A 12,546-nucleotide genomic window follows, 5' to 3' on the forward strand; every position below is an offset into this window, starting at 1 on the left:
CGGCCCTCACCCCAACCCTCTCCCCAAGGGGAGAGGGGGCAACACGAATGTCATGATGCTTCGACGATCCCTTCACTGCGCACTCGCCGCCATGCTGCTCATGGCAACGGCCGTCCATGCGCTGACCGCCGACGAAGCCAAGGCCATCGCCTCGGGCGAATCCGAAGCCCGCATCGCCGCGCTCAACAAGGCCGTACTCACGGCCGACGACAAGACCTCCGCCTTCATCCAGGCCATGGCCGACGACGCGGTCAAGTACACCGAGGACAAGGTCTTCGTGATGAAGGACGACAAGGGCTACGACCCCGTGACCGGCGCCGAGCTGAAGGTGCCCGACACGGCCGAGGACGTGGTCAACAACAACCTCATGCGCGGCGCGCTCGATGCCGCGCAGGCCGCGCTCAAGCTCACGAGCAAGGACGACGCGGTGCGCGCCGAAGCGGCGCAGGCGCTCTTCAAGGAGCCCGACGAATCCCGCCTCCCGATGGTCGAGAAGGCGCTGGCCGCCGAGACCAACCCCGGGATCAAGGCGCAGCTCGAACTGGTGCGCGCCGCCAGCATGCTCACCAGCGCCGACAAGGCCAAGCGCCTCGCCGCCGCCAAGGAACTGGGCGCCCATCGCAGCCCCGACACCAAGCTGCTGCTCAACCAGCGCCTCGCCGACGAGACCGAGGCGGACGTGAAGGCGGCCATCGCCGCATCCATCGCCAACATCGACGGCGCGCTGGTCTGGGGCGACCGCATCAATGCGGTGTTCAGCGGCATCAGCCTGGGCTCGGTGCTGCTGCTCGCCGCGCTGGGTCTCGCGATCACCTACGGCCTGATGGGCGTCATCAACATGGCGCACGGCGAGCTGATGATGATCGGCGCCTACGCCACCTACGTGATGCAGGGCATTTTCCAGAGGTACATGCCCGAGGCGGCGTTCGGCTGGTACCTGGTCGCCGCCATTCCCGTGTCCTTCCTCGCCTCGGCGCTCGTCGGCGCGGTGCTCGAACGCGGCGTGATCCGCTTCCTGTACGGCCGGCCGCTCGAAACGCTGCTCGCCACCTGGGGCATCAGCCTGATGCTGCAGCAGCTGGTGCGCACGCTGTTCGGCGCGCAGAACGTCGGCGTCGAGAACCCCGGCTGGATGAGCGGCGGCTTCACGATGCTGAGCAACGTCACGCTGCCCTGGAACCGCATCGGCATCGTCATCTTTGCAGCGCTGGTGCTGCTGGCCATGGGCTGGCTCATCGGCAGGACGCGCCTCGGCCTCTTCGTGCGCGGCGTCACGCAGAACCGCCCGATCGCCTCGTGCATGGGCGTGAACACCGCCCGCATCGACACCTACGCCTTCGCGCTCGGCTCCGGCATCGCGGGCCTCGCGGGCTGCGCGCTGAGCCAGATCGGCAATGTCGGTCCCGACCTGGGCCAGAGCTACATCGTCGACAGCTTCATGGTGGTCGTGATGGGCGGCGTCGGCCAGCTCGCGGGCACCGTGTATGCGGCGCTGGGGCTGGGCATTCTCAACAAGTTCATCGAAGGCTGGGCGGGCGCGGTGCTCGCGAAGATCGCGGTGCTCGTTTTCATCATCATCTTCATTCAAAAGAGACCTCAGGGCATCTTCGCCATGAAGGGCCGGAGCGCAGAAGCATGAGCAAGGTCGTGTTGCCAACCAAGGGGCCGCTTTTGAGCGGCAAGGGCTGGACGGCCTTCTTCGTCGCATTGATCGTGGTCTGCGCCGTGGCGCCGGTGCTCAACATCGTGGTGCCGGCCGGCAGCCCGCTGCACATGAGCGACTACGCGGTGGCGCTGGTCGGCAAGATCATGTGCTACGCCATCTGCGCGCTGGCCATGGACCTGATCTGGGGCTACACCGGCATCCTCTCGCTGGGCCACGGCCTCTTCTTCGCGCTCGGCGGCTACATGATGGGCATGTACCTCATGCGCCAGATCGGCCGCGACGGCAACTACAAGAGCGACCTGCCGGACTTCATGGTGTTCCTCGACTGGAAGACGCTGCCCTGGCACTGGACCTTCAGCGACAGCTTCATCGCCACGCTGATCCTGATCGTCGCGGTGCCGGGCGTCATTGCCTTCGTGTTCGGCTTCTTCGCCTTCCGCTCGCGCATCAAGGGCGTGTACTTCTCGATCATCACGCAGGCCATGACCTTCGCGGCCATGCTGCTGTTCTTCCGCAACGAGACGGGCTTCGGCGGCAACAACGGGTTCACCGACTTCAAGCGCATCCTGAACATTCCGATCGCCACGCAGGAAATGCGCATGACGCTCTTCGCGCTCACGGGCCTTACGCTGCTGGGCTTCTTCCTGTTCGCCAGGTGGCTCATCGGCAGCAAGTTCGGCCGCGTGCTGCAGGCCATTCGCGATGCCGAAACGCGCGTGATGTTCTCTGGCTACAACCCGCTGCCCTACAAGCTCACGATCTGGGTCATCTCCGCCATCATGTGCGGCGTGGCCGGTGCGTTGTACGTGCCGCAGGTCGGCATCATCAACCCGGGCGAGATGAGCGCGGCCAACTCCATCGAGATCGCGATCTGGGCCGCGGTGGGCGGACGCGCCACGCTGATCGGCCCGATCATCGGCGCCTTCATCGTCAACGGCGCGAAGAGCTGGCTGACGGTGGCGTACCCCGAGTACTGGCTCTATTTCCTGGGCGCGTTGTTCATTGCTGTCACGCTGTTCCTGCCGAACGGCATCGTGGGTCTGGTGAAGAAGTGGTTGTCGCGCGAGAAGACGGCGCCCGCCGCACCGAGCGCGGGCCGTGAAGAAGCGCAACGCGCCATGGCCGCGGCGCAGGGCATGGAGCCCGAGGCGTTGCATGCGCCGCTCGCCGCCGACGTGAAGGGAGCCCGCGCATGACGCCCGACCTGATGGACGCCGGCGCCGAGCGCGCGGCGCGTGCCCACGGCATGCCCTACGCAAGCGGCAGCACCGAGTCGGGCGGCCGCGCCGCCGACTTCGGCCGCATCGTGACACCCGGCGAGGTCGACGTCACGCATGGCCGCATCCTGTACCTCGAGGACGTGAGCGTGAGCTTCGACGGCTTCAAGGCGATCAACAAGCTGTCGCTCGACATCGCACCGGGCGAGCTGCGCTGCATCATCGGCCCCAATGGCGCCGGCAAGACGACGATGATGGACATCATCACCGGCAAGACGCGGCCCGACGAGGGCACGGTGTTCTTCGGCAGCACGATCGACCTGTTGCGCCACCGCGAGGCCGACATCGCCCAGTTGGGCATCGGCCGCAAGTTCCAGAAGCCGACGGTGTTCGAGCATCTCACCGTGTTCGAGAACCTCGAACTCGCGCTCAAGACCAACAAGGGCGTGCGCGCCTCGATGCTGTTCAGGCTCGACTCGGCGCAAAGCGATCGGCTGGCCGAAGTGCTGCAAACCATTCACCTGGCCGACAGCGTGTCGCGCCTGGCCGGCAACCTGAGCCATGGCCAGAAGCAGTGGCTGGAGATCGGCATGCTGCTGATGCAGGACCCGAAGCTGCTGCTGCTCGACGAACCCGTGGCCGGCATGACCGACGAGGAAACGGCGCGCACTGCGGAGCTGTTCCTCACGCTCAAGGGCAAGCATTCGCTGATGGTGGTGGAGCACGACATGAGCTTCATCCGCACGATCTCGGAAATCGTCACCGTGCTGTGCGACGGCTCCGTGCTGGCGCAGGGCACGCTCGATGAAGTACAGGCCGACGAACGCGTGATCGAGGTTTATCTCGGCCGCTGAGGAATCGATTTCATGCTGACAGTCAAGAACATCCACCAGTACTACGGCGGCTCCCACATCCTGCGGGACGTGAGCTTCGAGGCAACGCTCGGCAAGGTCACGGTACTGCTGGGCCGCAACGGCGTGGGCAAGACGACATTGCTCAAGTCGTTGATGGGCCTGGTCCCCATCAAGAGCGGCAGCATCGAACTCGAAGGCAAGCCGATCCAGAAGGCCACCCCGTACGACAGGGCCAGGGCGGGCATCGGCTTCGTCCCGCAAGGCCGCGAGATCTTCGCAAGGCTCACCGTCGAAGAAAACCTGCGCATGGGCCTCGCCTACAAGAGCGGCAGCACGCCCATTCCGTCGGAACTCTTCGACCTGTTCCCGGTGCTCAAGCAGATGATCAATCGCCGCGGCGGCGACCTCTCCGGCGGCCAGCAGCAGCAGCTTGCCATTGCGCGCGCCCTCGCGCCCAAGCCCAAGCTGCTGATCCTCGACGAGCCCACCGAAGGCATCCAGCCCAGCATCATCAAGGACATCGGCCGCGTCATCCGCATGCTGGCCGACCGCGGCGACATGGCCATCGTGCTGTGCGAGCAGTACTACGACTTCGCCCAGGAACTGGCCGACGACTACCTCGTGATGGAACGCGGCGAGGTCATTGCCCGCGGCCTCGGCAAGGACATGGAAGCGCAGGGCGTGCGCCAGCTCGTTGCGATCTGACGACAGCCGGCCGGCCACCGGCCGCGCATGGCGGTACCAGTCCCACGGCATCGCCGTATCGGCAGAAATTCAGGGTTTACCCTAAAATCGGCCTCTGCCCGTCGCCGCCGGGCGCCCTCCCAGGAGCCTGGCCTTGAACGCCTCCCCACCCGCGCTGGACAGCGCGGACACCGATATTCCTGTTTCTTCTCCCGCTGCCGCGCCCGTGAACTTCCTGCGGGCCGTGCTCGCGCTCGGCGTCGGCGGCTTCGCCATCGGCACCGGCGAGTTCGTGATCATGGGCTTGCTGCCCGAGGTCGCGAACGACATCGCGGTCACCATTCCGCAGGCGGGTCACGTCATCAGCGCCTACGCGCTCGGCGTGGTGATCGGCGCCCCGGTGCTCGCCGTGCTTGCGGCCGGCTGGGGCCGCCGCGCTTTGCTGATCGCGCTCATGGCCGTGTTCGCCGCCGGCAACTTCGCCAGCGCGATGGCGCCGGGCTACATGTCGCTCAACCTGCTGCGCTTCGCGACCGGCCTGCCGCACGGCACCTACTTCGGCGTCGCCGCGCTCGTGGCCGCCACGCTCGCGCCACCCGGGCGCCGTGCGCGGGCCGTGGGCCTCGTGATGCTGGGGCTCACCGGCGCCACGCTCGTCGGCGTGCCCATCGCCGCATGGCTCGGCCAGCTCTTCGGCTGGCGCGCGGCCTTCGTGTTCGTCGGCGTCATCGCGCTCATTGCCGTGGTGCTCCTTCGCCGCGACGTTCCCGACATTGCCGCCGCAGCCGGTGCCAGCCCGTGGCGCGAACTCGGCGCGCTCAAGCGCAAGCAGGTGTGGTTCACGCTCGGCATCGGCGCCATCGGCTTCGGCGGCATGTTCTCGGTGTTCAGCTACATCAAGCCCACGCTCATCGAAGTGGCCGGCCTGCCGCTGGGCGGCGTGCCCTTCGTGCTTGCGCTGTTCGGCCTCGGCATGGTCACCGGCAATCTCGTCGGTTCGCGCCTGGCCGACAAGTCGCTGATGCGCACCATCGGCGGCCTGCTCGTCTATGCGGCGCTGGTGCTCGCGATGTTCTCGTTTGCGGCGCACAACGTCTTCACCGCAGCGTTCAATGTGTTCCTCATCGGCACCACCGTTGCCATCGGCCCGGCTCTGCAGATCCGCCTGATGGACGTGGCCGGCGACGCCCAGACGCTCGCCGCCGCGCTCAACCATTCGGCCTTCAACATGGCCAATGCGCTCGGCGCATGGCTGGGCGGCGTGGCCATTGCCGCGGGCCTGGGCTGGACCTCCACCGGCTGGGTCGGCGCCTTGCTGGCGCTGGCGGGCATGGGCATCTTCGGCTGGGCGATCGCGAGCGCGCGTGCCGAGGCGCGGCCGGGCAAGATCGCCTGCGAAGGTTCGGCGGGCTAGGGCCTGTTCAACCTAAGCAAGGGGTCGCGAAGCTCGCCACAGCTCGCCCATCAAGGCGCGTGACGCCGTGCGTGCGTGCGCACGCACAAGGAGCGCAACGCCGAGGGGCGGGCTGTGGCGAGCTTCCCTTCGGGTTGCTTCGCAAAGGGGCCGTCTGCGGCGTTGCCCGCGCTTGCAAGGCATCAGCCTTGCTGCGCGCGGGCGCCTTGCAGCCAGCCCCTTTGCGAAGCAACGCGACCCCTTGCTTAGGTTGAACAGGCCCTAGGGCCGCTGCGGCGCGGTGCGCTCGCGCATCAGCGAGGCGAACTTCCGCAGCTCGGCCGCGTTCAGGTCCGATACCGCCCACGCCTGCATGCCACCCTGGGCCCAATGCGCGAGCTGGTAGCCCTGCCGCGCGGAGAACGCGGGCGGCTGCACCTTCGCATCGGCCGCGGGCCAGACAAACAGGTTGATGACGTGCGGCCCTGACCGATAGACCAGCGCCGCCACCGTCCGCCCGTCGAGGTAGTCGAGCCGCCCGCCCGCCAACGGAAAACCGTCGGCAGCCAGATCCATTACCGGCGGCGAGAAGTCGAGCTTGCCGGCAAACCAGGGCTTCACCGTGTGCTGGTCGGACGAGGCCACGTCCGCCAGGTGCGCTGCCATCAGCGACCGCACGTGGTTGGCCGTGACCGCCTCGCCGAGCGCGTCCTGCGGCGGCACCGGCGTTGCCAGCAGAACGAGCGCGAGACCCCAGGCCGTTGCCGCCCCGGTGCCGAACCAGGCCAGACCCTGCCACCAGCCCCGCCGGTTGCGCACCGGGACGGCCGGCGCGACAGCCGCACCGGCTTCGGAACGCAGCGCCTCCGCGATGCGTCCGGCCAGCCCTGGCGGCGGCGCGTGCCGCATGGCGTGGCGCCGGATCAGCGGCCCCAGTTCGTCGTCAGGAATTTGCATGGTGCGTCCTTTCCGCCGCGTCGCCGGGGCGTTCGTCGCGCAGGCTATCGCGCAGCAAGGCCCGCGCGCGCGACAACCGCGACATCACCGTGCCCAGGGGGACGCCGGCGATGCGTGCGATGTCCTCATAGCGCATCTCTTCCAGCTCGCGCAGCACGATGACTTCGCGATAGACCGCGGGCAGGGCGTCGATGGCGGCATCGATGCGCTCGCCCTGCTCGCGCTGTTCCCACTGCCGGGCCGGATCGCTCGCATCCGAAGAGGCCGGGGCCACGGCCTCGCTGTCGCGCAGCTCGTCGAACTCCACCTGGTCCGCCAGCAGCCGGTTCTGTCGCATCCGGTCGTAGCAGGCATTGCGCACGATGCCCAGCAGCCACGGCCGCGCGCTCTCGCCGCGGAGGCCGTCGAAAAAACGGAAGGCCCGCAGATACGCCTCCTGCACCGCGTCGTCGGCCAGATGGTCGTCGCGCAACAGCCAGCGCGCAAGGTTCCATGCTGCAGCCAGATGCGGCAGCGCGGCGGCTTCGAACTGGCGTGTGCGGTCGGTCAATGGGCTCGTTCTTCCTGCATGACGTGGCAGCTGCGCGTTTTATTCCATCTTTTTTTCCTGGCCCCCGGGAATAAGCGGGGCCCGCCATGCGTCATGCCCTGTGCCGATTCTCTTTCCACTCTCAGAGGAGTCCTCCATCATGATCGCCATCCCCGGGTTTGTGCGCATCCTCGTCGTTCTCGCGGCGTTGGGCGCTTCGGCCCTCCCAGCGCTCGCGGCCGGCCCCAAGGCCTATGTCGGCAACTTCAAGGACAGCACGGTCAGCGTGATCGACACCGGCACCGAGCGCGTGCTCGCCACGGTGCCGGTGGCCACGGGGCCGGACGGCATCGTCATTGCCCCGAACGGGCGCAGCGTGTTCGTCAGCGGCTCCAGCGCCTCCGCGGTGAGCGAGATCGATGCCGCAACCGACCGCGTGACGCACACCATCGACGTCGGCAAGGGTCCGCAGGGCCTCGCCACCACGGCCGACGGCCGCTGGGTGCTGGTGGCCGTCAACGGCGACGACCGCATGGCCTTCGTCGACACAGCGACGCACGCCGTGAGCGCCACCGTGCCCGTGCCCAAGCCGCACACCATCGCCGTGCGGCCCGACGGCCGGCAGGCCTACGTCGCCTCGCAGGAGCCAGGGCACTTCGCACTCGTGGTCGTCGACCTGGCGACGCGCAAGGTGATCTCGGAGATTCCGCTCGAGAAGGCGCCGCGCGACCTGGAGTTCGGCCACGACGGCAAGGCGCTGTACCTGACCCTGGCGGGCGTGCCCGCCGTGCAGGTGCTCGACGCGGCGACGAACCAGTGGCAAACGCCGATCCCGACGGGCGTCTCGCCCCACATCGCCCAGCACTTCGCCGGCATGGCGAGCGGCGTGGTGGTCGTGCAGGGGCCGGGCGAGGTCATGCTCTTCGACCCGGCGACGCGGGCGCCGGGCCGCAGCATCGGCGTGGGCAAGCAGCCGCACTGGCTCGACATCTCGGCAGACGGCAAGAAGCTGTGGGTGAGCAACGAAGGCTCCAACGATGTCAGCGTGGTCGACCTGGCCGGCGGCCTGATGCACACCGTGCCGGTCGGCAATGCGCCGCGCAAGGTGGCCGTGCAGCGCGCCGCGTCCGCAGGCACCGCGCATGCCGGCGGCTCTGCGCACGTGGCGATCCGCAACTTCGCCTTCGAGCCGGCGCAGATCACCGTCAAGGCGGGCCAGAGCGTGACCTGGAAGAACGACGACGGCGCGCCGCACGGCGTGGTCTTCAAGGACGGCACTGCGGGCATGGACCTCATGCTGCCCGGCAAGACCTTCACGCAGACCTTCGACAAGCCGGGCGTGCACGACTACGCCTGCTCGGTGCATTCCTACATGACGGCGCGCGTGACGGTGCTCGCGCCCTGACGGAAGGCTCAGCGCGCTCCCAGCGCCTCGTAGAGCTTCAGCGCCGCGCGCGCCGTCTGCTCGTCGCAGACCAGCACCGACAGCAGCCTGGCCCACAGCACGGCCGCGATGACCGGTGCCTTGTTTTCACCGCCCGACGCGACGATCACCGTCGGGATGCGCGCCAGTTCTTCCAGCGAAGGCGCCACCACGCGCTGGTTCAGCGCATGCTTCACCGGCTTGCCATGGCGGTCGACGAACTGGCCGATGATGTCGCCCACCGCTTTCGCCTGCCGCAGCGCGGTCACCGGCACATCCCTGGGCAGCCCGTAGCGCACCAGCAGCGACCGCGTGCTCAGGTCGCCCACGCTCAGCAGCGCGACGTCGTTGGCCGCGATCTGGCCGAAGGCTTCCTTGAACACATCCTGCGAGACGATGGTGTCGCGCGACCTGGCGCTGCCCGCATAGAGCGGCGCCGCGAGATAGCTGCACTGCGCGCCGAGCCGGGCCGCCAGCGCGCTGGCCGTCTCGAAGGTGTTGATCTCCAGGCCGCGCGTCAGGCCGCCCATCATCGAGTTGACGTGCAGGTTCGGCCACTGCCCCGGCGCGACGTGCCGGATCGCTTCGCGCAGCGTCGCGCCCCAGCCCACGCCGAGGCCGCGCACGCGGTGCGTCTCCAGGTGCCTCGACAGGTACTCGCCCGCCGTGCGGCCCAGCAGCACCGGAACCAGGTCGGGGTTTTCGGGCGTCGGAATGATCACCGCCTCGCGCAGGCCGCACACCTTGCGCAGGTCTTCTTCGAGCTGCAGGCAGCTCTCGTGCCGCGAGTTGATCTTGATGCTGACCAGCCCGCTTTCGCGCGCCTCGCCGAGCAGCCGGTTCACGCGCAACCGTGTGAGCCCGAGCTTCGTGGCGATGCCGTCCTGCGTCAGGCCCTCCATGTAGTAGAGCCAGGCCACGCGCACCGCCACCTGATCTTCCTCTGCCATCCGAATGCTCCGTTGTTGTTTCCCGATTCTGCCCCGCGCCGATGAAAACCCCGGGTAGTCACCTGCTTGAAACAAATGCATTTCAAAATATACACTTGTTCATTGCCGGCCATTCCGGCGCTTCGACCCCTGGAGACATGAGCGAACAGACATCCCCGCTGAAGACTGCATTGCGCGAAGCCGCGGTCACCAGAGAAGTCGTCGTCGAGCGCGCCGCGGCGCATGCGATGCCCGACGTTCTGCGGCGCGCGGCGCCCGGTGCGCGCTGGCTGCTCGTGGCCGACGAGACGACGTGGGACGTCGCGGGCGAAGCCGCGCAGGCGCTGCTCGAAGCGCGGGGCATCGCACTCGCGCCGCCGCTGATGCTGCCCGCGCGTCCCCGGCTCAAGCCGCGCGTGGCGGCCTCGGCCACCATCGCCCGCAAGCTCGCAGCGCACGACCTGACGCCGGTGGCCGTGGGTTCCGGCGTCGTCAACGACCTGGTCAAGCATGCAGCGGCGCTCGCCGGCAAGCCCTATGTCTGCCTCGCCACCGCCGCGTCGATGGACGGCTACGCCGCCTCCGGCGCCGCGCTGCTCGACGAAGACGGCTTCAAGCGCACGCTCGCCTGCCCGCCGCCCGTGGCGGTGCTGGCCGATCTCGGCGTGCTCGGCGCCGCGCCCGCACGCATGACGGCCTGGGGCTATGGCGATCTCGCCGGCAAGACCGTGGCCGGCGCCGACTGGCTGCTGGCCGATGCGCTGGGCGTCGAAGCCTTGAACCATCGGCCCTACGACATGGTGCAGACGCACCTGCGCGACTGGCTCGGCGCACCCGGCCGGCTCGCCGCGCGCGAACCCGAAGCCATGGGCGACCTGATGGCCGGCCTCCTGGTCAGCGGCTTCGCCATGCAGGCCCACGGCAACTCGCGTCCGGCCAGCGGCAGCGACCACCAGTTCTCCCACCTGTGGGAGATGGAGAACCTGCAGGTGGACGGCGAGCCCGCCGCACACGGCGCCTGCGTGGGCGTCGGCTGCGTCGCCATGCTCGCGATGTACGAATGGCTGCTGGCCCGGCCCGACGCCGCGCTCGCATCGGCTGCCGCGCAGGCGCAGGACGGCTGCGACGACGCCGCGCTCTCGCGCGAGATCGACGCCGCCTTCGACCGCGAGGAATTCCGCGCCGCCGCCCGCGACGAGATGCAAGGCAAGCGCGCCACCGGCAGCCGCCGCGCACGCATCGAACGCTTTGCCGGCATCTGGCCCGCGCTGCGCGGCCAGCTCGCTCGCCAGCTCATCGGCGCCGGCGACATGCAGCAGCGCCTGCGCACCATCGGCGGCGCCGCACACCCGCGCGACCTCGGCATCGCCCGCGCGCGCCTCGCCGCCGACTACCGCCGCGCGCGCCTCATCCGGCGCCGCTATACCTTGCTCGACCTGCTCGACGAACTGGGCTGGCTCGACGCCGCGATCACCGATCTCTTCAGCCCCGGCGGCTTCTGGGCCGCCTGACTCTGCCCCACCGATCCACAGGAGACAGCGATGAATTTCAACCGACGCAGCACCCTGGCCACACTGGCTTTTTCGTCCGCGCTCTGGCTCGCCGGCGGTTCCCCGGCAGCCGCCCAGCCCGTGCAGATCCAGTGGTGGCATGCCATGGGCGGCGCGCTCGGCGAGCGCGTCGACGAGCTGGTGAAGAACTTCAATGCCTCGCAGCAGAAGTACGTGGTGGTCGCCGTCAACAAGGGCAACTACGATGAGGTCATCAACGGCACCATCGCCGCCTACCGCGCCAAGCGTGCGCCGCAGCTGGTGCAGATCTACGAGCGCGGCTTCATGACCATGCTGCTGTCCGACGCCACCGTGCCCGTGCAGGACCTGCTCGACCAGCGCGGCTACAAGGTTGACTGGGCCGACTTCGTCAAACCCGTGGCGGGCTTCTACAGCTACAAGGGCAAGCTCATGACCATGCCCTTCAACTCGTCGTCGCCCATCCTCTGGTACAACAAGACGCACTTCGAGAAGGCCGGCTTCGCCAGGCCCGCCGAGACCTGGCAGGAACTGGAGAAGCAGCTCTACGCCATCAAGCAGAAGGGCGTGTCCGCCTGCGGCTCGGTGCTCGCGGGCGACTACCACTGGAGCCTGCTCGAGAACTACAGCGCCATCAACGACCTGCCGTACGCTACAAAGGCCAACGGTTACCAGGGCCTGGACGCCGAGTTCGTCTACAACAAGACCTCGGTGGTCTCGCAGGTCGGGCGCATCAAGAAATGGATCGACGACGGCGTGATGCAGATCGCCGGCCAGGGCCTGAGCCCCGAGCAGCTCTTCACCTCCGGCAAGTGCTCCACCTTCTTCGCCTCGACCGCCGCGCACAGCGGCATCGAGCGCGAGGCCAAGATCGACTGGAGCGCCACCTACCTGCCGTGGGAAGCGGGAAAGCAGCCGAAGAACAGCACCATCGGCGGTGCCTCGCTCTGGGTCATGAAGGGCCAGAAGCCGGCCGAGTACGACGCCGTCGCGGCCTTCCTCGACTACCTCGCCAAGCCCGAGACGCAGGTGTGGTGGCACAAGGCCACCGGCTACGTGCCGCTGAGCAACAAGGCCTACCAGATGGCCAAGTCGCAGGACTACTACAAGGAGCGCCCGACGCGCGAGATCGCGATCCTGCAGCTCACGCGCGGCACGCCCACGGCCAACTCCACGGGCTTTCACTTCGGCAACTTCACGCAGACCATGATGGCGCAGCGCGACGAGTTCGAGAACGTGGTGGCCGGCAAGAAGACGCCGCAGGTGGCAATGGACGATGCCGTCAAGCGCGGCAACGAAATCCTGCGCCAGTACGAGAAACTCAACAAGGGCCGCTACTGAGCGGCTCGCAACCCTGAAAGAACA

General features: G+C 68.2%; 11 protein-coding genes. 8 read left to right on the top strand and 3 right to left on the bottom strand.

The window, feature by feature from the left end:
- Positions 1-91: 91 nt before the first annotated feature.
- The 5 genes from urtB (at position 92) to AC1DXX_RS02125 (ending at position 5,835) form a co-directional block, all read left to right on the top strand.
- Positions 92-1,639: an urea ABC transporter permease subunit UrtB gene (urtB, locus tag AC1DXX_RS02105; RefSeq protein WP_478132504.1), complete on the top strand. Its 1,548-nt coding sequence runs from the start codon at positions 92-94 to the stop codon at positions 1,637-1,639.
- A complete protein-coding gene (gene urtC / locus AC1DXX_RS02110; RefSeq protein ID WP_478132505.1) occupies positions 1,636-2,862 on the top strand; it encodes an urea ABC transporter permease subunit UrtC in 1,227 nt (408 codons plus the stop codon). Before urtB ends, urtC begins: the two co-directional genes overlap by 4 nt.
- Complete coding sequence (gene urtD, locus AC1DXX_RS02115) at positions 2,859-3,737, top strand: urea ABC transporter ATP-binding protein UrtD (RefSeq protein ID WP_478132506.1); 879 nt, start codon at positions 2,859-2,861, stop codon at positions 3,735-3,737. The genes urtC and urtD overlap by 4 nt, the downstream gene beginning before the upstream one ends.
- 12 nt (positions 3,738-3,749) lie before the next feature.
- Positions 3,750-4,442 (top strand): urea ABC transporter ATP-binding subunit UrtE, encoded by a 693-nt coding sequence (gene urtE / locus AC1DXX_RS02120; RefSeq protein ID WP_478132507.1) that lies wholly within the window; start codon positions 3,750-3,752, stop codon positions 4,440-4,442.
- A 133-nt stretch (positions 4,443-4,575) separates the two neighbouring features.
- The gene (locus AC1DXX_RS02125) at positions 4,576-5,835 is read left to right on the top strand and encodes an MFS transporter (RefSeq protein ID WP_478132508.1); all 1,260 of its coding nucleotides are present in this window, start codon (positions 4,576-4,578) and stop codon (positions 5,833-5,835) included.
- A 261-nt stretch (positions 5,836-6,096) separates the two neighbouring features.
- On the opposite strand, the gene AC1DXX_RS02130 is transcribed toward AC1DXX_RS02125, so the two are convergent.
- Positions 6,097-6,771 (bottom strand): anti-sigma factor family protein, encoded by a 675-nt coding sequence (locus AC1DXX_RS02130; protein ID WP_478132509.1) that lies wholly within the window; start codon positions 6,769-6,771, stop codon positions 6,097-6,099.
- A complete protein-coding gene (locus AC1DXX_RS02135; protein WP_478132510.1) occupies positions 6,758-7,321 on the bottom strand; it encodes a sigma-70 family RNA polymerase sigma factor in 564 nt (187 codons plus the stop codon). Before AC1DXX_RS02135 ends, AC1DXX_RS02130 begins: the two co-directional genes overlap by 14 nt.
- A 139-nt stretch (positions 7,322-7,460) precedes the next feature.
- On the opposite strand from AC1DXX_RS02135, the gene AC1DXX_RS02140 reads away from it, so the two are divergent.
- Positions 7,461-8,705 carry a YVTN family beta-propeller repeat protein gene (locus tag AC1DXX_RS02140; RefSeq protein WP_478132511.1) on the top strand — a complete coding sequence of 415 codons (1,245 nt, stop codon included), beginning with the start codon at positions 7,461-7,463 and terminating at the stop codon, positions 8,703-8,705.
- 8 nt (positions 8,706-8,713) lie between these two features.
- Here the strand turns inward: AC1DXX_RS02140 and AC1DXX_RS02145 are convergent, their stop codons facing one another.
- A complete protein-coding gene (locus tag AC1DXX_RS02145) occupies positions 8,714-9,673 on the bottom strand; it encodes a sugar-binding transcriptional regulator (protein WP_478132512.1) in 960 nt (319 codons plus the stop codon).
- A 137-nt stretch (positions 9,674-9,810) separates the two neighbouring features.
- Between AC1DXX_RS02145 and AC1DXX_RS02150 the strand changes: the two genes are divergently transcribed.
- Together AC1DXX_RS02150 and AC1DXX_RS02155 are read left to right on the top strand one after the other, a co-directional pair.
- The gene (locus AC1DXX_RS02150; protein ID WP_478132513.1) at positions 9,811-11,163 is read left to right on the top strand and encodes a sn-glycerol-1-phosphate dehydrogenase; all 1,353 of its coding nucleotides are present in this window, start codon (positions 9,811-9,813) and stop codon (positions 11,161-11,163) included.
- Between the two features lie 30 nt (positions 11,164-11,193).
- Positions 11,194-12,522, top strand: coding sequence for an extracellular solute-binding protein (locus AC1DXX_RS02155; protein WP_478132514.1), 1,329 nt, complete (start codon positions 11,194-11,196; stop codon positions 12,520-12,522).
- Positions 12,523-12,546: the final 24 nt, after the last annotated feature.

The organism is Variovorax sp. P4_B10 (genome assembly GCF_056402375.1).

Bases quoted from the DNA above. Each gene is read 5' to 3' on its own strand.
- AC1DXX_RS02140 (WP_478132511.1), top strand. From the start codon at position 7,461: ATGATCGCCATCCCCGGGTTTGTGCGCATCCTCGTCGTTCTCGCGGCG.
- AC1DXX_RS02145 (WP_478132512.1), bottom strand. From the start codon at position 9,673: ATGGCAGAGGAAGATCAGGTGGCGGTGCGCGTGGCCTGGCTCTACTAC.
- urtC (WP_478132505.1), top strand. From the start codon at position 1,636: ATGAGCAAGGTCGTGTTGCCAACCAAGGGGCCGCTTTTGAGCGGCAAG.
- AC1DXX_RS02130 (WP_478132509.1), bottom strand. From the start codon at position 6,771: ATGCAAATTCCTGACGACGAACTGGGGCCGCTGATCCGGCGCCACGCC.
- AC1DXX_RS02155 (WP_478132514.1), top strand. From the start codon at position 11,194: ATGAATTTCAACCGACGCAGCACCCTGGCCACACTGGCTTTTTCGTCC.
- urtB (WP_478132504.1), top strand. From the start codon at position 92: ATGCTGCTCATGGCAACGGCCGTCCATGCGCTGACCGCCGACGAAGCC.
- urtD (WP_478132506.1), top strand. From the start codon at position 2,859: ATGACGCCCGACCTGATGGACGCCGGCGCCGAGCGCGCGGCGCGTGCC.
- urtE (WP_478132507.1), top strand. From the start codon at position 3,750: ATGCTGACAGTCAAGAACATCCACCAGTACTACGGCGGCTCCCACATC.
- AC1DXX_RS02150 (WP_478132513.1), top strand. From the start codon at position 9,811: ATGAGCGAACAGACATCCCCGCTGAAGACTGCATTGCGCGAAGCCGCG.